Source organism: Enterobacter chuandaensis (assembly GCF_003594915.1).
In the GTDB taxonomy this organism is placed as follows: Bacteria; Pseudomonadota; Gammaproteobacteria; order Enterobacterales; family Enterobacteriaceae; genus Enterobacter; species Enterobacter chuandaensis.
In genome coordinates, this window is record NZ_QZCS01000005.1 from 295,114 (window position 1) to 307,834 (window position 12,721).

The 12,721-nt window shown below is 55.2% G+C and carries 16 protein-coding genes and 1 pseudogene; 11 read left to right on the plus strand and 6 right to left on the minus strand.

The features are described from left to right. The first annotated feature begins 33 nt into the window (after positions 1-33). The 8 genes and pseudogenes from fliL (at position 34) to rcsA (ending at position 5,027) form a co-directional block, all read left to right on the plus strand. On the plus strand, positions 34-504 hold the full coding sequence (fliL, locus tag D5066_RS11020; RefSeq protein ID WP_021241388.1) for a flagellar basal body-associated protein FliL: 471 nt from the start codon (positions 34-36) through the stop codon (positions 502-504). 4 nt (positions 505-508) lie between these two features. After that, a complete protein-coding gene (gene fliM / locus D5066_RS11025) occupies positions 509-1,513 on the plus strand; it encodes a flagellar motor switch protein FliM (RefSeq protein WP_028013703.1) in 1,005 nt (334 codons plus the stop codon). Further along, positions 1,510-1,923, plus strand: coding sequence for a flagellar motor switch protein FliN (fliN, locus tag D5066_RS11030; RefSeq protein ID WP_003859592.1), 414 nt, complete (start codon positions 1,510-1,512; stop codon positions 1,921-1,923). Before fliM ends, fliN begins: the two co-directional genes overlap by 4 nt. A 2-nt stretch (positions 1,924-1,925) precedes the next feature. Beyond that, positions 1,926-2,300 (plus strand): flagellar biosynthetic protein FliO, encoded by a 375-nt coding sequence (gene fliO / locus D5066_RS11035; protein ID WP_119915949.1) that lies wholly within the window; start codon positions 1,926-1,928, stop codon positions 2,298-2,300. Continuing rightward, the gene (gene fliP / locus D5066_RS11040; protein WP_080329531.1) at positions 2,300-3,037 is read left to right on the plus strand and encodes a flagellar type III secretion system pore protein FliP; all 738 of its coding nucleotides are present in this window, start codon (positions 2,300-2,302) and stop codon (positions 3,035-3,037) included. Before fliO ends, fliP begins: the two co-directional genes overlap by 1 nt. 9 nt (positions 3,038-3,046) lie before the next feature. After that, a complete protein-coding gene (gene fliQ, locus D5066_RS11045; RefSeq protein WP_008500315.1) occupies positions 3,047-3,316 on the plus strand; it encodes a flagellar biosynthesis protein FliQ in 270 nt (89 codons plus the stop codon). Between the two features lie 7 nt (positions 3,317-3,323). Beyond that, positions 3,324-4,125: pseudogene (fliR, locus tag D5066_RS11050) on the plus strand (flagellar biosynthetic protein FliR). 278 nt (positions 4,126-4,403) lie between these two features. Beyond that, the gene (rcsA, locus tag D5066_RS11055) at positions 4,404-5,027 is read left to right on the plus strand and encodes a transcriptional regulator RcsA (RefSeq protein WP_013097740.1); all 624 of its coding nucleotides are present in this window, start codon (positions 4,404-4,406) and stop codon (positions 5,025-5,027) included. Between the two features lie 101 nt (positions 5,028-5,128). Here the strand turns inward: rcsA and dsrB are convergent, their stop codons facing one another. Beyond that, positions 5,129-5,317, minus strand: a complete 189-nt coding sequence (gene dsrB / locus D5066_RS22970) for a protein DsrB (protein ID WP_013097741.1) — start codon at positions 5,315-5,317, stop codon at positions 5,129-5,131. A gap of 136 nt (positions 5,318-5,453) precedes the next feature. On the opposite strand from dsrB, the gene yodD reads away from it, so the two are divergent. Continuing rightward, a complete protein-coding gene (gene yodD / locus D5066_RS11065; protein ID WP_080329534.1) occupies positions 5,454-5,681 on the plus strand; it encodes a YodD family peroxide/acid resistance protein in 228 nt (75 codons plus the stop codon). A gap of 300 nt (positions 5,682-5,981) precedes the next feature. Then, positions 5,982-6,782 (plus strand): mannosyl-3-phosphoglycerate phosphatase-related protein, encoded by an 801-nt coding sequence (locus D5066_RS11070; RefSeq protein WP_119915951.1) that lies wholly within the window; start codon positions 5,982-5,984, stop codon positions 6,780-6,782. On the opposite strand, the gene dgcQ is transcribed toward D5066_RS11070, so the two are convergent. From dgcQ to D5066_RS11085, 3 genes are all read right to left on the minus strand, one after another. After that, positions 6,767-8,467 carry a cellulose biosynthesis regulator diguanylate cyclase DgcQ gene (gene dgcQ / locus D5066_RS11075; protein WP_119915952.1) on the minus strand — a complete coding sequence of 567 codons (1,701 nt, stop codon included), beginning with the start codon at positions 8,465-8,467 and terminating at the stop codon, positions 6,767-6,769. The two genes, D5066_RS11070 and dgcQ, sit on opposite strands and share 16 nt — an antisense overlap. A gap of 73 nt (positions 8,468-8,540) precedes the next feature. Next, on the minus strand, positions 8,541-8,723 hold the full coding sequence (locus tag D5066_RS11080) for a YodC family protein (RefSeq protein ID WP_061097751.1): 183 nt from the start codon (positions 8,721-8,723) through the stop codon (positions 8,541-8,543). 78 nt (positions 8,724-8,801) lie between these two features. Then, complete coding sequence (locus D5066_RS11085) at positions 8,802-9,716, minus strand: DUF808 domain-containing protein (protein WP_176212964.1); 915 nt, start codon at positions 9,714-9,716, stop codon at positions 8,802-8,804. 175 nt (positions 9,717-9,891) lie between these two features. Here D5066_RS11085 and yedA point away from each other — a divergent pair, with 175 nt between their 5' ends. Beyond that, on the plus strand, positions 9,892-10,806 hold the full coding sequence (yedA, locus tag D5066_RS11090; protein WP_119915953.1) for a drug/metabolite exporter YedA: 915 nt from the start codon (positions 9,892-9,894) through the stop codon (positions 10,804-10,806). Here the strand turns inward: yedA and D5066_RS11095 are convergent. Both D5066_RS11095 and D5066_RS11100 read right to left on the minus strand, forming a co-directional pair. Continuing rightward, positions 10,778-11,269, minus strand: a complete 492-nt coding sequence (locus D5066_RS11095) for a very short patch repair endonuclease (RefSeq protein WP_119915954.1) — start codon at positions 11,267-11,269, stop codon at positions 10,778-10,780. The two genes, yedA and D5066_RS11095, sit on opposite strands and share 29 nt — an antisense overlap. Beyond that, positions 11,250-12,665 (minus strand): DNA cytosine methyltransferase, encoded by a 1,416-nt coding sequence (locus D5066_RS11100; RefSeq protein WP_119915955.1) that lies wholly within the window; start codon positions 12,663-12,665, stop codon positions 11,250-11,252. Before D5066_RS11100 ends, D5066_RS11095 begins: the two co-directional genes overlap by 20 nt. Positions 12,666-12,721: the final 56 nt, after the last annotated feature.

Sequence of the window (12,721 nt, forward strand, 5' to 3'; positions counted from 1 at the left end):
TTAAGCTGTACCGAAACAGGAAGCTCGTATCAGATGACAGACTCCGCTATCACCAAAAAAAGTAAGCGTTCCATCTGGATCCCGCTGCTGGTGTTGATCACGCTCGCCGCCTGCGCTACCGCGGGCTATAGTTACTGGCGTATGCAGCAGGAACCATCAACCGCTGCGGCCAAAGCCGAACCTGCACCGCCGCCGGCGCCGGTCTTTTTCCCTCTGGACACCTTCACCGTTAACCTCGGTGATGCGGATCGCGTGCTGTATGTCGGTATTACGCTGCGCCTGAAGGACGAAGCGACCCGCGCGCGCCTGAACGATTATCTTCCGGAAGTGCGCAGCCGTCTTCTGCTGCTGTTCTCTCGTCAGGACGCTTCGGCGCTGGCTACCGACGTGGGCAAGCAAAAGCTGGTCGACGCCATCAAACAGACGCTGGCAACTCCGCTGGTAAACGGTCAACCTAAGCAGGAAGTCACTGACGTTCTGTACACAGCCTTCATTCTGCGGTAACGACATGGGCGACAGTATTCTTTCTCAGGCAGAAATCGACGCGCTGCTTAACGGCGACAGCGATAAGAGTGACGATCCGCAACCGGGTCTCACCGGCGACGATAATATTCGTCCTTACGATCCCAATACCCAGCGTCGCGTGGTGCGTGAACGTCTGCAGGCGCTGGAGATCATCAACGAACGTTTTGCACGTCAGTTCCGTATGGGGCTGTTTAACCTGCTGCGTCGTAGCCCGGATATCACGGTCGGTGCGATCCGCATCCAGCCGTATCATGAGTTTGCCCGCAACCTGCCGGTGCCAACCAACCTTAACCTGATTCATCTGAAGCCGCTGCGCGGCACCGGCCTGGTGGTGTTCTCGCCGAGCCTGGTGTTCATTGCGGTGGATAACCTGTTCGGCGGCGACGGGCGTTTCCCGACCAAAGTGGAAGGTCGTGAATTTACCCACACCGAACAGCGCGTCATTAACCGCATGCTGAAGCTGGCGCTGGAATCCTACAGCGACGCGTGGAAAGCGATTAACCCGCTGGAAGTGGAGTACGTCCGTTCTGAGATGCAGGTGAAATTTACCAATATCACCACCTCCCCGAACGATATCGTCGTCAACACCCCGTTCCACGTGGAGATCGGTAACCTGACCGGTGAGTTCAACATCTGCCTGCCGTTCAGCATGATTGAACCGCTGCGCGAGCTGCTGGTTAACCCGCCGCTGGAGAACTCACGTAACGAAGATCAGAACTGGCGTGAAAACCTGGTGCGCCAGGTGCAGCACTCGCAGCTGGAGCTGGTGGCGAACTTTGCCGACATCTCGATGCGGTTATCCCAGATCCTGAAATTACAACCCGGCGACGTTTTGCCGATAGACAAACCCGACCGCATTATTGCCCACGTGGATGGTGTCCCGGTACTTACAAGCCAGTACGGCACGATTAACGGTCAGTATGCGTTACGCGTTGAGCACTTGATCAACCCGATTTTGAATTCGCTGAATGAGGAACAGCCCAAATGAGTGACATGAACAATCCGTCCGATGAAAACAGCGGAGCACTGGACGATCTGTGGGCTGACGCGTTAAACGAGCAAAAAACGACTCCGACGAAAAGCGCGGCGGACGCGGTATTCCAGCAGTTAGGCGGCGGCGACGTCAGCGGCACGCTGCAGGACATCGACCTGATTATGGACATCCCGGTTAAGCTGACCGTTGAACTGGGACGCACCCGGATGACCATTAAAGAGCTGCTGCGTCTGACGCAGGGTTCTGTTGTGGCCCTTGACGGCCTGGCCGGTGAGCCGCTGGATATTCTGATCAACGGCTATCTGATTGCTCAGGGTGAGGTAGTGGTGGTTGCCGATAAATACGGCGTGCGCATCACCGACATCATCACCCCGTCTGAACGCATGCGTCGTCTGAGCCGTTAAGCATGAAAACCCAGGCAACAATATCACAACCGTCTGCCGTTCCCGGCTCCCCGCTGCTCCAGGTGAGCGGGGCGTTGTTCGGTATTATTGCCTTTATTCTTATCGCTGCCTGGCTGGCAAAGCGTTTCGGTGTGGCGGGTAAAATCGCCAGCACCCGCGGCCTGAAGGTCAGCGCCAGCACCACGCTGGGGCCACGTGAACGCGTGGTCATCGTCGATGTAGAAGATGCACGTCTGGTTCTGGGCGTGACCGCCTCCACTATCAACGTATTACATAAACTGCCGCCCGCCCCCGTCACGGTGGACGAGCGCGCACAAGCCCCTGCGGATTTTCAGTCCGTCATGAAGAGTTTGCTTAAGCGTTCCGGGAGATCCTGATGCGCCGTTTGTTATCCCTGACGCTTGCCGGCGTTGGCCTGTTTGCTCCTGCGGTTTATGCGCAGCTGCCCGGTCTGGTCTCCACTCCTCTCGCAGGAGGCGGACAAAGCTGGTCGCTCCCGGTTCAGACGCTGGTCTTCATCACCTCGCTGACCTTTATTCCGGCCATCCTGCTGATGATGACCAGCTTCACTCGCATCATCATTGTTTTTGGTCTGCTGCGAAACGCGCTGGGCACACCGTCCGCGCCGCCGAACCAGGTGCTTCTGGGCCTGGCGCTGTTTTTGACCTTTTTCATCATGTCGCCGGTCATTGATAAGATTTATACCGACGCCTACCAGCCGTTCAGCGAAGATAAAATCTCGATGCAGGAGGCGCTGGAAAAAGGTGCGCAGCCGCTGCGGGAATTTATGCTGCGCCAGACGCGCGAAGCGGATCTGGCACTTTTCGCCCGGCTCGCCAACACCGGCGAGCTGCAGGGACCAGAAGCGGTGCCAATGCGTATTCTGCTCCCCGCCTATGTTACCAGCGAGCTGAAAACCGCGTTTCAGATTGGCTTTACCATCTTTATTCCGTTCCTGATTATCGACCTGGTGATCGCCAGCGTCCTGATGGCGCTCGGGATGATGATGGTGCCGCCCGCCACCATTGCCCTGCCCTTTAAGATCATGCTCTTTGTGCTGGTCGATGGCTGGCAGCTGCTGGTCAGCTCGCTGGCGCAGAGTTTTTACAGTTAAGGAACGGCAATGACACCCGAATCGGTCATGATGATGGGCACGGAAGCGATGAAAATTGCCATTGCCGTTGCCGCACCGCTGCTGCTTGTTGCGCTGGTCACCGGCCTGATTATCAGTATTTTGCAGGCCGCTACGCAGATTAACGAAATGACGCTGTCGTTCATTCCGAAAATCATCGCCGTGTTCGTGGCGATTATCGTGGCCGGACCGTGGATGCTGAACCTGCTGCTGGACTATATGCGCAACCTGTTTACCAATCTGCCGTACATTATCGGCTGACCTGACGATGCTGCACTTCACCAGCGACCAGTGGGTTCAGTGGCTCGGCGTCTATTTCTGGCCGATGTTGCGCATCCTGGCGCTGATCTCCACCGCCCCCATTCTCAGCGAGAAATCGATCCCCAAGCGTGTCAAAGTGGGGCTGGGCATTATCATCACCATTATCGTCGCCCCTTCTCTGCCTCGCGTGGATATTCCGATCTTCTCGGCGACTGCGGTGTGGGTGGCATTGCAGCAGGTACTGATCGGCATTGCCGTGGGCTTTACCATGCAGCTCGCCTTCGCTGCCGTGCGTACGGCCGGGGAGCTGATTGGCCTGCAGATGGGGCTATCGTTCGCCACGTTTGTCGATCCCGGCAGCCATCTCAACATGCCGGTGCTGGCGCGCATCATCGATCTGCTCGCCATGCTGCTGTTTCTGTCGCTTAACGGTCATCTGTGGCTCATCTCCATGCTGGTGGACACCTTCCATACGCTGCCGATTGGTGAGAACCCGGTCAACAGCAATGCCTTCCTCGCGCTGACCCGCGCGGCGGGGCTGATCTTCCTGAACGGCCTGATGCTGGCTCTGCCGATCATCACGCTGCTGCTCACCGTCAACCTGGCATTAGGTTTACTGAACAGAATGGCGCCGCAGCTCTCCGTGTTTGTGATTGGTTTTCCGCTGACATTGACGGTCGGAATTTTATTAATGTCATTACTGATGCCCCTTATCGCCCCCTTCTGTGAACATTTATTCGGCGAGATATTCAATCTGTTAGCGGATATTGTCAGCGAGTTACCCCGTAAATAATAGCCCTCACGGTTGACATTGTCTTTCTGAGGATATTCCTAAAATAAAACGTGAAAAACATCTTCCAGGATATATCTGACGCGGTTTAAATGTTTCTAACCACCTCACAATACTTAATATTTACTTTACTTTAAGAAGATTCCTGGCAAATTATACGTAACTTTACGGGATAGTGAGTCCGCCTGAAAGTCTTTGTCATGCTCACAGGTTTATTATTTTTTTCCATCCCGTATGGCTGTTTTGAGCTCTCAGGCAGATGGTGAATTATCGTTACGCATTGAGTGAGGGTATGCCATGTCAACGATCATTATGGATTTATGCAGCTACACCCGGCTAGGGTTAACCGGGTACCTGGCAAGCAGAGGGGTAAGAAAGAGAGACATCAACGATGCACACACCGTTGAAGAACTCGCAGCCGCTTGTGACGAACTAAAACCAGGCGTGGTGTTTATTAATGAGGACTGTTTCATTCACGATCCAGCCAACAGTCAGCACATTAAGCAAATCATTAATCAGCATCCAAAAACCCTGTTTATTGTTTTTATGGCGATCGCGAATATCCATTTCGATGAGTATTTGTTGGTCCGTAAAAATTTATTGATCAGTTCTAAGTCGATTAAACCTGAGTCACTGGATGACATCCTGGGTGATTATTTGAATAAAGAAGTTAAAAATGTAGGAGCGGTTAACTTACCCACCCTTTCATTAAGCAGGACTGAATCAAGTATGCTGCGAATGTGGATGGCGGGACAAGGAACTATTCAGATCTCTGACCAGATGAATATTAAAGCGAAAACCGTTTCGTCACACAAAGGAAATATTAAAAGGAAAATTAAAACGCATAATAAGCAAGTGATCTATCACGTGGTACGTCTGACCGATAATGTGACGAACGGGATTTTCGTCAACATGCGTTAGTGGCTTAACCCCTCTGCCCCCTACCTTTGATCTCTGGCCTGGCCAGAGATTTTTGCTTCTCACTGCGTTGTCGGGCATGCGCAACGCCACCCGACGCCGTGCTACTCCGCTTTCTCGACGAAAATACCGTCCGGATGCCCCAGTTCGTTAAAAAACCAGATGCCGAGCGGGTAATCCTCCAGTGATACCAGGTACATTGTGCCTTCGCTAAACTCTTCAATTGCCAGTACCACACCCGGGCGGCGCGGCCCGCCGTCCGTTTTAACGGTTACCCGATCGTTGACCTTCATACATTCCTCCTCTGGTTTTGAGCCAGTGTAGAACAAAACGCAAAAACACACATCGCCGCGCGGCGTGAATGGCGTTTTTATGCACAGGCTATACTTAGCCTTGAACACGTTTGTAGGTTGAATGAGGAACCCCGTAATGAAGACCGATAAAGAGTACAGCGACACCATCAAACGCGAGGTCGAGGTGGATGTCGATGCCCTGCTGGCCGCCATCAATGAGATCAGTGAGTCAGAAGTCCGCCGGTCGGACGATAATTCAGACCACGTCATTGTCAACGGAAGGGACTATCACACCTATCGCGAACTGGCGGAGGCCTTCGAGCTCGATATTCATGACTTTAGCGTGTCTGAAGCAAATCGTTAGCACGAAAAAAATCCCGGTCATGGGGATGGCCGGGATCAAAACTTGCTTATGCAAGAAGCACTTGAAAATTCGTTACACCAGGAAATCTGATGTACAAGCAACACTATCCCCAACGATTTTGCATGACAAGCATATATTCTCATGGTGAATATAATATTTTTAACATAATCATTTTGGTTATGAGCAATAACACACGCCGAATGCGGGTTTGGCTGGATCGGTTCTCTGAAACGCGGTTTCACCCGTAGTGATTTTTTAAGAATATTCTTAGTCTGACACACCTTCGTTTTGGGAGTCATTATGCTTTCACTCCAGGGTTCCCTGCTGATTTTTTCCGATCTGGATGGTTCGTTGCTGGATATTCATACCTATGACTGGCAGCCAGCAATGCCGTGGCTGGACAAACTGCAGGATAACCAGGTGCCGGTTATTCTTTGCAGCAGCAAGAGCGCGGCGGAGATGCTGGATATCCAGCAGGATCTCGGTCTGGAAGGGTTACCGTTTATCGCTGAGAATGGCGCGGTTATTCAGCCGGACGTGCGCTGGGAGAGGGAACAACGCCATATCAGAGGCATGACGCACGAGCAGATTCGTCCGCGTATCGAGCACCTCCGCCTGCAGGAGGGATTCAAATTTACCACCTTTGACGACGTGGACGAACGCATCATCAGCGAATGGACGGGACTGACGCGCTACCGTGCGGCGCTTGCACGCAAGCATGAGGCTTCCGTCACGCTCATCTGGCGCGATACCGATGAAGCAATGGCCCGATTTGAAGAGGCACTGGCGCAAAGTGGCCTGAAATGCCTGCAGGGTGCCCGCTTCTGGCATATTCTCGATGCCCGCTGCGGCAAGGACGTGGCGGTTAACTGGCTGACTGAACAATACCGTGAGCGGGAGAATATCGAACCGACCACCCTGGGACTCGGCGACGGCCCGAACGATGCGCCGCTGCTGGACAGCGTGGACTTTGCGGTGGTGATCAAAGGGCTAAACCGCCAGGGCATCACATTACGTGACGATAACCCCGACCGGGTCTATCACACCCAACGGCCCGGACCGGTCGGCTGGCAGGAGGGTCTGGATCACTTTTTGTCCTGATCGTTCCAGACAACCCGGTTACGCCCGCCCTGCTTCGCTTTGTACAACCGGGCGTCCGCAACAGACTGCTGCTGTTCAAAATCGTAGTTTTCTTTTTCCTGCGCGCTGCTAACGCCGAGTGACGCGCTGATGCGCAGGGTCGTGCTCTTCTTCACCAGTATTTCCTTACTGTTGATTCGGCATCGAATACTGTCCGCAATCACTCTTGCCTCCTCAAGACCGATTCCCGGCAGGACGACGCAAAACTCTTCGCCCCCCACGCGACCGGCCACGTCGTTTTTACGCAACGCGCTGGCAATCAGCCCTGCCGTGTGGGAAAGCACCTTATCACCGGCCTGATGGCCGTACTGGTCATTGACGCTTTTAAAATGGTCGAGATCCAACTGAATGACCGAGAACGGCAGCGACTGCTGATGGCACTTCTCCGCCAGAATTTTCGCGCGTTCAAACAGCGCGCCGCGATTATTCAGGCGGGTTAGCGGGTCGTGCCAGGCCTGCCACTGGAGCGAATGCTGCAGCGTATACATATTGCTGACCATCCGGCGGATCACCAGCCATGAAATGAGCAGCATCGCGGTAAAGAGCGCCCACAGCAACGCCAGTACGATACTGATGCTGCCGAAGTCGCCTTGTACTCCTTCCTGCAGAGTATGGACCCGCAAAACCAGGCCATCAAAGTGATCGAGCCGCTGCCAGCTGATGAACCGGCTGCCGAGGCGGATGCCGCCGCCGGTATCGTTCTCGATCGCCTGCGCAATCTGCGCGATTTCGCGTTCATCGAAATGGTTCACCTGGTTATCTGTCTTTTCAGAGGTGGCAATCATATTAAGCCGGGAGTCGTACAGCTGATACTCGCCCTCCGTCCGGTCGTCCGTCGCCTCTGCCAGCAGGCGTTGCATCGTATTCAGCGAAAAGTCCATCGCCACCACGCCATACCAGTAGCGATTGAAATAGATAGGAACGCTGGCGGTGATTATCCGCTCGTCACCGGTCCAGGATGACGGCGTGGAGATAAACCAGCGCACCGCGCGGGCGCGATTGTTACGTTCTGACTGCTGGGTAAACCAGGACTGCGTGACCTGGTGATAATAGCGGGGAATAATATCACTCGCCTCTGTCAGCTCGTCCGTTGAAAGATAAAACCCGGCGCGTGAAACGTAGATAACCCGCGATTCGCTATGCCTGTTCGACGCCGCCAGCCTGAGCAGATAGCCCACCTCAAGCGCGGCCGAAATTTCATTGCTGATGTGCTCAGGATCCCGGTTCAGAAGCGAGGTTTTTTCGACAAACGCGTCCGAGACACCGTTAATGGGAAGGGTTCGTTTTTTATCAACGAAAAGCTGCCAGGTAGGGCGCATGCGGACTGCGTTAAAGTGCGACACCGCATCGTGCATAACATCAAACGCCAGCGGCGTCTGTAGCGCATCGCGCATGCTCTGGCGAAATAACAGCATCTTATCCACACTGTACTGCAGCTGCCTGTCCAGCGAGCTGGCCACGGTTTCCAGGTGGTTGCGCTGGCTGGAGATATACGCCTCTTCGAGGACAACCACTTCACGCCAGGTCAGGAGGGTGGAAAACACCAGAACAACGATAAAACAGAGGTTAACAATCAAACCCGGATTGCTACGCTTATGCAGCCATTGCAGAAAAGATCGTCTTACAACAAAGGTACCGCGCTGCACACACACTCCCTGATTACTGCCTTACACCCGGTATTTCAGGTAAAAACGCCCGGCAAAGCCGGGCGTTATGTGATTAAGCCTGATCGTGCTTGCGCTGGCCGTCACCCGGCTGAAGCTCATCTTCACGAAAGGCTTCCCGCTTAATGCTATAACCGTCATGCCACCGACATTCCACCATTCCGCTGGAATACCCGGTGACAATCATCCGCGGGCCGCCCTTCTTAGGCTTAACTTCATCACTGACCAAAAAGACCATACCTGCCTCCTGTATCAGGGTGAAACTGTTTCAATTTAGACGAGGAATGGTCTTTTTGCACCCTGAGACGGGTAACAATTAGTGCGCTGTGCCGCGCATTTTTTCGATCAGTTTCACCGCCGCCACCACGATAGCGCCAACGATAAAGCCCAGCACCAGATTAAGCAGCGTGGGCAGAATGGCTGCCACCACGCTCCCCTGCGCCGAGGCGAAATGTTCGATGGCATGATGAAGCGGAGCAATGCCGTGGACCACAATGCCGCCGCCCACGAGGAACATCGCCAGGGTACCCACCACGGACAAGCTCTTCATCAGCCACGGTGCCAGCGTCAGTAAGCCTTTGCCGATGCCTTTAGCCACCGCGCTGGATTTCTCCTCCAGCCAGTAGCCGATATCATCCAGCTTCACGATCAGCCCGACCAGGCCGTAAACGCCCACCGTGACCAGAATGGCGATCCCGGAGAGGATCAGCACCTGATTCAAAAGCGGCGCATCGGAGACAATGCCCAGCGTAATGGCGACAATTTCAGCCGACAGAATAAAGTCGGTGCGAATGGCGCCTTTGATTTTATCGCGCTCGACAACTTTCGGATCCTGCGCGGCCAGCGCTTCAAGGCGCTGCTGGCGCATCTCCGGCGTGTCCTTCTGCTTGCGCGAGCTCAAAGAGTGCAGCACCTTCTCAACGCCTTCGAAGCATAAAAATGCCCCGCCAATCATCAGCAGCGGCGTGATGGCCCAGGGAATAAATGCGCTGATCAGCAGCGCCAGCGGCACCAGGATCACCTTATTCAGGAACGAGCCTTTCGCCACGCCCCACACCACGGGCAGTTCACGGTTAGCCCTGACCCCACTCACCTGCTGCGCGTTAAGCGAGAGATCGTCCCCCAGCACGCCTGCGGTTTTCTTCGCCGCCAGTTTCCCCATCATGGAAATATCGTCCAGTAAGGTGGCAATATCATCCAGCAATGTTAATAAGCTACTTCCTGCCAAAATCGTGATCCTTCTTTTTTTGGTAATTAAGTGAATAGTATGGAGCAAAAGCGCAAACGCGGAAACAGGCACCTCGCGTCAACAAAAATTTCACATCACCGACACAACTAAAGGGCTCGCCAGCGCGATAGTTTTCGCGTTTACTATCAGCGACCTTTTTATTTCGTCGTGAGGGATTATGCGTTTCCGGCAATTGCTACCGCTTATTGGGGCACTTTTTTCGCTGTATATCATCTGGGGTTCAACCTACTTTGTCATTCGCATCGGCGTGGAAAGCTGGCCGCCGCTGCTGATGGCGGGCATTCGTTTCCTCTCGGCGGGCGTGTTGCTGCTGGCCTTCCTGCTGCTGCGCGGGCATAAGCTTCCTCCACTTCGCCCGATGCTGAATGCCGCCCTGATCGGCCTGCTGCTGCTGGCGGTGGGGAATGGCTTTGTGACCATTGCCGAGCACCAGAACGTACCGTCTGGGATCGCCGCCGTGGTCGTTGCTACCGTACCGCTGTTTACCCTCTGCTTCAGCCGTCTTTTCGGCATCCGCACCCGCAAGCTGGAGTGGCTGGGGATTGGCATCGGCCTTGCCGGCATTATTCTCCTCAACAGCGGCGGTAACCTGAGCGGGAATCCGTGGGGCGCTGTGATTATCCTTATCGGCTCGATGAGCTGGGCGTTTGGCTCCGTATACGGGTCACGCATCGAACTGCCGAGCGGCATGATGGCGGGGGCAATAGAGATGCTCGCTGCGGGAATAGTGCTGCTGCTGGCCTCCGCACTGACGGGAGAAAAGCTGGCTACCCTGCCGCCGCTGTCGGGCTTCCTGGCGGTAGGCTACCTGGCGTTGTTTGGCTCAATCATCGCCATTAACGCCTACATGTTCCTGATCCGCAACGTTTCTCCGGCGGTCGCCACCAGCTACGCCTACGTTAACCCGGTCGTGGCCGTGCTGCTCGGCACCGGGCTTGGCGGTGAAACGCTCTCTCCGGTTGAGTGGTTAGCTTTGGGGGTGATTGTTTTTGCCGTCGTACTGGTGACCTTAGGCAAATATTTGCTGCCGGCAAAACCTGTTGTTACGCCTTGCGAGGTGGAGAAACCGTAAACGGGTGAATTCCATGGGTGTCGATCTGCGCGGTTTCACCGCCGCCGCAGATCCACTCTTCCAGCCGTTCGCTCAGATCGGCATCGTTCAGCTTTAACCGCCCTCTCAGCGCGCACTCCCAGACGATCAACACTCGCCAGCCCTGCGCGACAAGCGTGGCGAGATCCCGCGCGTCGCGCTCAACGTTCTTGCCAATCTTCCCCAGCCAGAAATCGGTGCGCGTCGCCGGGACTTTAAACAGGTAGCAGTCGTGATGATGCCAGAAACAGCCGTGGGTGAAGATAATGCACTGATACGCGTCGATGACGAAATCCGGGCGGCCCGCAAGCGCGGGATCCTGCACGCGAAAGTCAAAGCCCGCCTGCGTCAGAAGCCCGGCCAGACGCTTTTCAATGGCGGTATCACGCGTGCCGATGGCACGCATGTTTTTGCTGCGCGTGGCCTTATCGTGAACGTCCGTCATTGACGGCCTCACTCTGGCGTAGCGCCACCGCCTGTTTGATGCGCGGAGCCAGCAGTTTTGCCACCGCCGCAAACGCGGGCACCACCACCGAGTTACCAAACTGACGATAGGCCTGGGTGTCCGAAACCGGAATGCGGAAGCGGTAGCCCTGCGGCGTTTCAAAGCCCATCAGACGGGCGCACTCGCGCGGCGTCAGGCGTCGCGGACGGTGACGCTGATTGTGCGGATCGTCGAAATTCTTCTCGCCCAGCGCTTTATCCCAGCCTCTGTCGATCAGGATCTCTGCCCCGTCCTTATAGTAGCGAGCGGACAACGTACGGGCCACGCTGTGCGGATCGTTTGGGTTCACCATGCCAAACCCGAAGCCGTTGCCTTTCGCCTGATGCTTTTTGGCATAGCGATAGAGGTATTTCCACAGGATTGGGGTAAGAATAAATTTCGCGTCGACCACCGGCTCCAGCAGGTCGGCAATCGTGGGACGGCGCTCGGGGTATAAGGAGGGAATATCCCGCAGGGTGAAATCCCCCTTCAGATTGAGATCGCGGCGGAAACCGACCAGCACAATACGCTCGCGATGCTGAGGCAGGAAATGTTTCCCGTCGATAATTTTCGGGTCATCCGCACCCATAGCCTCTGAATCGGCTACGTCATAGCCCAGCTCGTCCAGCGTTTGCATGATAATGCGGAAGGTTTTTCCACCGTCGTGGCTCTTTAAATTTTTGACGTTTTCCAGCACAAAAATCGCCGGACGGCGGGCGTCAATGATACGGGCGACGTCAAAAAACAGCGTTCCCTGCGTATCGCAGGCGAAACCGTGGGCGCGTCCAAGGGCATTCTTTTTGGAGACGCCGGCCAGCGAGAAAGGCTGGCACGGGAAGCCGGCCAGCAGCACGTCATGCGCCGGAATCGTCTGGCGAATGTGCTCCGCGGCTTGTTCATCCGTGACGCCGCTTTTATGGCTCAGGGTAACGTCGCGGATATCGGCGTTGAAATGATGTTCATGCGGATCGCAGTACCAGTTCGCTTTATAGGTGCGTACCGCATGTTTGTTCCACTCGCTGGTAAAAACGCACTGACCGCCGATGGCTTCAAAACCGTGGCGGATCCCCCCGATGCCGGCAAACAGATCGATAAAGCGGAAGGCATAGTCCGGGTGAGCGGCAGACGGACGCGGAAGCAGGTTTTGCAGATAGCGAAACTCGCCTTCGCTCAGGCGACGCCCTGCCCGCTCGCTGGTCAGCAGTCGCTTAAGGATGGCCGGGCTCCAGTGGCTCTCGCCGTGCGCCGCCAGCTGGTTTGCCAGCGTCTTAGCATCATAAATGTCCAGCAGCTGGCGCAGCAATGCCTGCACCGTTGCCGTTGACTTCTCAGCCTGCTCAGGCGCGGGCTCTGTCACTGATCGATTTTCCTGCATTCTTTTAACCGGGCTATAAAGACTGGAAACAGATTACC